The sequence below is a fragment of the uncultured Meiothermus sp. genome (assembly GCF_937863175.1).
Classification (GTDB): domain Bacteria; phylum Deinococcota; class Deinococci; order Deinococcales; family Thermaceae; genus Meiothermus.
In genome coordinates this window covers 1-4,781 of sequence record NZ_CALMCQ010000353.1, presented here as the reverse complement: position 1 = coordinate 4,781, position 4,781 = coordinate 1, and the positions used below count along the sequence as shown (strand labels likewise).

Below are 4,781 nucleotides of genomic sequence, written 5' to 3'. Positions count from 1 at the left end.
CTCCCCAGAGCTCCCCAGGAGGCAAGAACATGAAAAAAGTTGCTCGCCGAATCCTCATCTGGAACGACTAAATAGTCTAATTGGCCACAGGAAAAAGTGTTACGGGGGGCGTTACGCCCTCCGTTAATTTTCGCTGGGTTTGCCCGTAGCACCTGCGGGGTCAGCCCTGGAGTTGTTCGGGCAGCTGTTTCAGGCTGCGAATAGGCGAGAAGAACAACCAGGTGAAGGAGAGCATGGCGATCAGCCCGGCAATTAGCGTGGCCTCGCGGATGCCCAGCCACTCGGCCAGCAGTCCGCCCAAAATGCCTCCCAGCGACCCCACCCCGATGCCCACAAACTGGCTGGTTCCACCCACCCGTCCCAGCAGGTGTTTGGGGGTTCGGGCCTGGCGGATGCTTACTGCGTTCACATTGCGCACCACGGTGGAAACGGCTTTGATAAATAGAATCAGACTGACCAGGATGGCCGCCGCGATGGGGGGGGCAACCACCAGCGCCACCGCAACCCCGGTGAGTGAGGAGATCAGTTGCATGCGGATGATGATCCCGCCTGGCCCCAGCCAGGCGGTGAAGCGGGAGGCGGTGAGCGCTCCGATCAGGGCACCCAGCCCCACCACGCCGAAGATGACGCCAATCCAGGCCGGCGGGATCTCCAGCACGCGATTGAAGAAGAGAATCTGGAGGCCCGCCAGCATCCCGATATGCAGGTTGAAGGTGGCGCTGGACAGCACCAGCGCCCGCAGGTAGGGGTCGGAGAAGACCAGTCGCAGGCCCTCACCGATCTCGCTGAAGATGAGCCTGGGGCTGCGCACCTTGGTGGTCTCGTCGCTGGGAATGCGGTTGATCAGGAAGGCCGAAACCCAGTACAACAGGGCATTGAGCAGAATGGTGATGGGTGCGCCCATGGCCTGCACCAGCAGGCCGGCCACCCCTGGCCCCGCTACCGTAGCGACCTGGCGGCTGCTCTCGAGCTGGCTGTTCGCCGCCACCAGTTGCTCCCGCTCGGTGATGTGGGGTACAAAAGCACTCACCGAAAGATCGAAAAACACCCGCAGCAGCCCATATCCAAACGCCACCACCCACAACCACTCGATGCTGAGCCAGCCCAGCAATTGGGCCAGGGGGATGCTTAGCAGCAGTAAACCCCGCCCATAGTTGGCCCAGATCATGATGCGCTTGGGGGAGCCCTGGTCTATCCATACCCCCGCAAACAGGGTGATGACCAGCCAGGGCAGGGTTTGCAGGGTTGCCAGCAAACCCATCTGAACAGGGGTTGCATTCAGGGTGACGGCAGCCAGCAGCGGCAGCGCTACTTCCAGCACCACCGCACCAAAAGTAACGCTGGTCTGTCCCCACAACAGGTTGCGAAACCGAACCGGAATACCTTTGATGGGTTCCATTGTGACCCTGGAAATCATATGGCAAACCCAGGCCTGGTCCAAGGGACCCGTCCGAACAGGATGCCGACCCCAAAAACCGAGGAGTGCTTTGCTGGTTAGGGCGGTTGGGGTAGAGGGCGCACCCCTTCCTGGAACCCAGCGGCGGCCCGGGATGCCATCCATTTGAACCGTCCCCGGTTATGGCCGGTCTCGAGTTGCATACTGGCCCAGGAAGCACTTAGCCGGAAGAGGCCTTCGGCATCAGGATCAAGCGAAGCGTACTCGCGAGACCGGGATAGGTTTTACCGGGGTTGCACGCTCTCGAGCAGTTTCAAACGGCGACCCGCATACAATGCCCAGGCATAGCAGACCGTCGCAACCACCATCGGCCCGATATACCCCACCCGGTCGGCCAGCAAACCCCCCAGCACGGGCGAAAAGGCCAGCAGCCCCACGATGGTGTTGGAAAGGCCGATGTACGAACTGCGGGCATCGGTGGGGGCCAGGTTGACCAGGTAGGTTGAGGTGCCCACCCCGATTGAGGAAAGGTAAGCTCCCTGCAACACAAAGACCACCCAGAAGGCCGAGGGGGGCAGGAGCAGGGCCAGAATGGGGGCAGTGGCGCCGAGGGCTGCGCCGATCAGTATCAGGCTGCGCGAGCCGTAGCGCCGGGAAATCCGCACCCACAGCAGGTTTGAGAGTACCGACGAAAGCATGTACACCATCAGGTAGAGGCCTATCTCGCCTTTGTGGCCCAGAACCCGCACCGCATAGGCTACGTAGAAAGGCTCGACCATGCTGGCAATTACCAGTAAGACCCGCACCCGCAGAAAGCGGCGAAAATAAAAATCGCGGAAAGGCAGGCTGAGCGAGATGCGCTCGGTGCGGACTTGTTGGTCGGGTGGCTCGTCAATCTGGCCGAAGATGTGCCAGCCATAGGCAAAAGCCAGGATGCCCAGCGTGAACAGAATGGCATATGGGTAAGGGAAGGCCAGGGGCAGCTCGAGGATGAATCGCACCACAAAACCGGCCAGAAAGGCCAGCAGGCCCCCTACCAGGCTGCGGGCCGAAAACAACCCACTGCGACGATCCATCGGAATGGTTTTTCCGATGGTCTCCCAGAAGGGCAGGCTGGAGAACCCGGTAAAAAAACCGTTGAGGGCCAGTCCAACCGCAAAGACCCAGAGCAGGATATCGGGGCGGTGGCCCAAAAAGAACCCGCCCAGCGCGACCAGGCTCAGGCTGGCCACCCGCAACAGGGCCATTCGCCGGTACAGGACTACCTTGACCGGCAGCCGGGCCACATAGTTCGCAATGAAGACCTGCGGAACCATCGAGCCCGCATTGAGGAGGGAGGGCATGAGCCCAATCACCCAGTTCGCAGCCCCCAGCTTGGCGGCAAAGGAAGCCAGCACGATGGAGCCATTAAAGAAAGCATCGCCCAATAGAACGAACCAGCCATTGAGCATTGCAAAACGGTAATTGCGGTCTTGGAGGTCTAGAATACCGGGCGTGTCGGTCTTGGTCATTCCTACGCTGGGCCCCTTTCACATTCTGCACCCTCGCTACAACGGGGTGACGCTGGTAGAGCTGGTAAAAGCGCACCAGACCAAGAAAATATTCCTAGCATCGTATAGCCCCGAAGAGCTGGCGGCCCAGAGCTGGCGCGACCAGAACGAGATACCATTGTTCCACGTTTTGCCCTGGGCCGAAAGGGCAAATGTGGCGGTGGAAGCCCTGGACTCCCAGGCCCACCTCAAGGCTGAGGCCGAGCAATTCCGTGAAGCGCTGCGCCAGTACCCTAAAGGCCAGCAGGCCCTGAGCCAGGTGCAGGGGTTGGAAGAGAGCCTGAAATGGATCCTCAGCACCCCCCATACCCCAGAAGACTTCGCCCAGGAGGCGGTTATACAGGTTTTGCGAGACTACCACCTGGGCTACCAGCAGGCCTTTGGTGAAGGCCCCGCTACGGGCTTCCGGCAACAACGCATGGAGCGGGTAGCGGAACGCCTGGGCATTTGCCAGGAGCCAGCGGTGGTGCTGGTGGATGTGCTCGAGTATCCGGTGCTGCTCGAGGGTTTGCCCCCAGCACGGCGCCAGTTGCCAGGAGCCCATACCCCCTCCGAGCCAGAGCGCCAGCGCAGCGTGCTGGATCGGGCCTGGCAGCTAAACGAAGCAGATGACTGGGCGACTGTACTGCAGCAATTGCAGGAAGTGGAAGGCCCCGAAGCCACCTACTGCGCGGCACAAATCTACCTGGCTGCCGGGCAGGCCGAGGATGCGTTTGCACTCCTGGAGCAGCTCGTCCACACCGATTTTCAGCGTCCCGAATACCTGCCCGGCTACACGCTGGCCCGCTATGGGCAGCTGGCCGACTTGGTGGGACAGCGCGACAAAGCCCTGCGCGCCTACCGGGCTGTGCTGGGGCTTTCCTGGGCTCCCCTCGAGGCCAGAGCAATTGCCCTGGCGGGACACAAAACCCCTTTTCAGTTGGGAGTGAGTTGAGTTGTATGGTGAGCCGCGCCGTGTATTTGCTGTGGCTGTTTTATCTGGCAGCGGTTGCAGGAACCCTGTTGTGGCTGATTCCCTGCCAGGTCGGTTTTTGTGGGGAAGCAGGTTTTCTCGAGCAGATCGGGGCCGGCACGGGGTTGTTGGTATTTGCCGTGGTGCTGATGCGCCGGCTGTACCGCGAAGAGCCCTCCCTTTTCCGGCGGCCTGGCCTGCGGGAGCTGCTGGGGCTGCCGCTATGGAGTGTCCCGGTCTCGTGGTGTTTTGCCGGGGCGGGGTTTGCCCTGTTGCCGAGGGCCGAAGGCAACCTGGATCTGCCCTCCGGCGCGGGGTTGGGAGAATTGCTACCCCTGTGGGTCGTGGTTGCGCTGGTGGTTCCGCTGGCGGAAGAAACCTTGTTTCGGGGCTTTATATTTCGCGCTTTTCGCTTCAACGATGGGGTGCGGGCCGCGGTCTGGCTGAGCGCCTGGTTGTTTGCACTGGCCCACGTACTGCCTGCCGTGGTGCTCTATGCGCTGGGGGCTGGCCTGATCTGGGGCCGGTATATCGCCAGAGGCGGCAGTTTGTGGACGACCATATTCGCGCACGCGGGGGGGCACTCGATGCCCTTTGGGGTGATGGCTCTGGGGTCGGGCCATGAAGGGGGGAACCGGCTGGCCTCGGATTTTACCCCCGAGCCTGGTTCGGCCCTGATCTTGCTGGGTGCAGGTATCCTGCTAACCCATCTCTTTTTTCGCCGCAACCCGCTATCCCCGGACAGGGCCCCCCTGCGAGCGGAGCGTTCGCTGCCCCTGTTGCTTACCCTGATTGGGCTTGGGCTGGCCTTTGCATTTGCCCTGATGGATACCAGATTCGGTTAGAACCCGACCGAAGGGAGACGCTTTTTTCGCCGACCGTC

At 61.5% G+C, this 4,781-nt stretch carries 4 protein-coding genes; 2 read left to right on the top strand and 2 right to left on the bottom strand.

Going from position 1 to position 4,781, the window contains the following annotated elements; genetic code table 11:
• Positions 1-160: 160 nt before the first annotated feature.
• Together Q0288_RS13320 and Q0288_RS13315 are read right to left on the bottom strand one after the other, a co-directional pair.
• Positions 161-1,399 carry an MFS transporter gene (locus tag Q0288_RS13320; RefSeq protein WP_299431210.1) on the bottom strand — a complete coding sequence of 413 codons (1,239 nt, stop codon included), beginning with the start codon at positions 1,397-1,399 and terminating at the stop codon, positions 161-163.
• Positions 1,400-1,680: 281 nt separating this feature from the next.
• Positions 1,681-2,907 (bottom strand): MFS transporter, encoded by a 1,227-nt coding sequence (locus Q0288_RS13315; RefSeq protein WP_299431208.1) that lies wholly within the window; start codon positions 2,905-2,907, stop codon positions 1,681-1,683.
• Here Q0288_RS13315 and Q0288_RS13310 point away from each other — a divergent pair.
• Positions 2,891-3,880, top strand: a complete 990-nt coding sequence (locus Q0288_RS13310) for a hypothetical protein (protein WP_299431206.1) — start codon at positions 2,891-2,893, stop codon at positions 3,878-3,880. The genes Q0288_RS13315 and Q0288_RS13310 overlap by 17 nt on opposite strands.
• 5 nt (positions 3,881-3,885) lie before the next feature.
• Positions 3,886-4,743: a CPBP family intramembrane glutamic endopeptidase gene (locus Q0288_RS13305; protein WP_299431204.1), complete on the top strand. Its 858-nt coding sequence runs from the start codon at positions 3,886-3,888 to the stop codon at positions 4,741-4,743.
• The last annotated feature ends 38 nt before the right edge of the window (positions 4,744-4,781 follow it).